General features: G+C 56.7%; 1 protein-coding gene. It reads left to right on the top strand.

Features of this window, described 5'->3' with window-relative positions; all coding sequences use genetic code 11:
• Window positions 1–96: 96 nt before the first annotated feature.
• The gene (locus QYH43_RS26870; RefSeq protein WP_095061783.1) at window positions 97–1,302 is read left to right on the top strand and encodes an ISL3 family transposase; all 1,206 of its coding nucleotides are present in this window, start codon (window positions 97–99) and stop codon (window positions 1,300–1,302) included.
• Window positions 1,303–1,308: the final 6 nt, after the last annotated feature.

Raw genomic sequence — 1,308 nt, 5'->3', positions numbered from 1 at the left:
GGTTCTTCACGGAATCCCGGGAAACACAGAAACAAGAACGCCGATTTGATTGATGATGTTCGTGCGAGCAAACACATCTAACAAACCGGCGTTCTTATGCGCGATATTAATACTTTCCTTCCTTTTTGGGAGGGCTTTTCTGTCGTCACGATCAAACCTGATGGTGACGCCCTTCAGATCGATCTGATCCCCCACGCCACCCGATTCCCGTCCTGCGGTGGCTGCCAAAAGCCCTGCTCAACCACTCATGAGTATTGCGAGCGTACAGTTCGTGACTTGCCGATTCTCGGTCGCGCGGTGCGCCTCAGTGTGTTGCTCAGGCGGGTTGGCTGCCGCGACTGTGGCAAACGTATGGAAGCCGTCAGCTGGCTGGATCGTTATGCGCGCATGACTCGCCGCTTGGCCGAGGCGGTCATCCAGGCCTGCGAACGCCTTCCAACGCTGCACGTGGCCCAGATGTTCGGCTTGCATTGGGACACCGTCAGGTTGTTGGAGCGTCGAGCCTTGCAAGCGGCGTTGAGCGAGTTGCCAAAGGCGCAACCACGACGCCTGGTGATGGATGAATTCGCGCTATTCAAGGGACATCGCTACGCCAGTGTTGTGTTGGATGCCGATACGCGACGAGTGCTTTGGATCGGCGAAGGCCGCAGCCGAGCGGCGGTCAGGCCTTTTTTCGAAGAGCTTGGGCCAGAGGGTTGCGCACGAATCGAAGCGGTGGCGATGGACATGAACACCGCGTTTGACCTAGAGGTGCGTCAGCACTGCCCAAAAGCGCGCGTGGTCTATGACCTCTTCCATGTGGTGGCCAAATATGGCCGAGAGGTCATTGATCGGGTCCGCGTCGACGAAGCTAACCGGCTACGTCATGACAAGCCGGCTCGCAAGGTCATCAAGCAGGCGCGATGGCTGTTGCTGCGTAATCCGCAGAATCTGAAAACGCCTGAGCAACAGGTCCGTTTGGAGGATCTGCTGGCGGCCAACCGAGCGTTGATGACGGTCTACTTGATGAAGGCTGAACTCAAAACGCTTTGGACGCCGAGCACGGCCTGGGGCTGGCGATCAGCCTGGAAGCAATGGCTGCGCCATGCTCATGAAAGCGAAATACCGGCCTTAATCTTGTTTGCCAAACGATTGAAGGGTTACTGGCGGGGCATCGTGAGCCGGGTTCGCTGGCCGATGCATACGGGTCAGCTGGAAGGGATAAACAATCGAATAAAGGTCATCAAGCGGATGGCGTACGGTTACCGGGATAGCGAATTCTTTTTCATGAAGATCAAGAGCGTCTTTCCCGGTAATCCGTGAAGAACC

The sequence above is a fragment of the Pseudomonas sp. C32 genome, from assembly GCF_030417915.1.
Classification (GTDB): domain Bacteria; phylum Pseudomonadota; class Gammaproteobacteria; order Pseudomonadales; family Pseudomonadaceae; genus Aquipseudomonas.
The sequence above is the reverse complement of the archived record's forward strand: the minus strand, read 5'-3'. Positions and strand labels throughout refer to the sequence as shown.

Excerpts from the sequence above, each read along its gene's own strand:
- QYH43_RS26870 (WP_095061783.1), top strand. The coding sequence starts at position 97 with ATGCGCGATATTAATACTTTCCTTCCTTTTTGGGAGGGCTTTTCTGTC.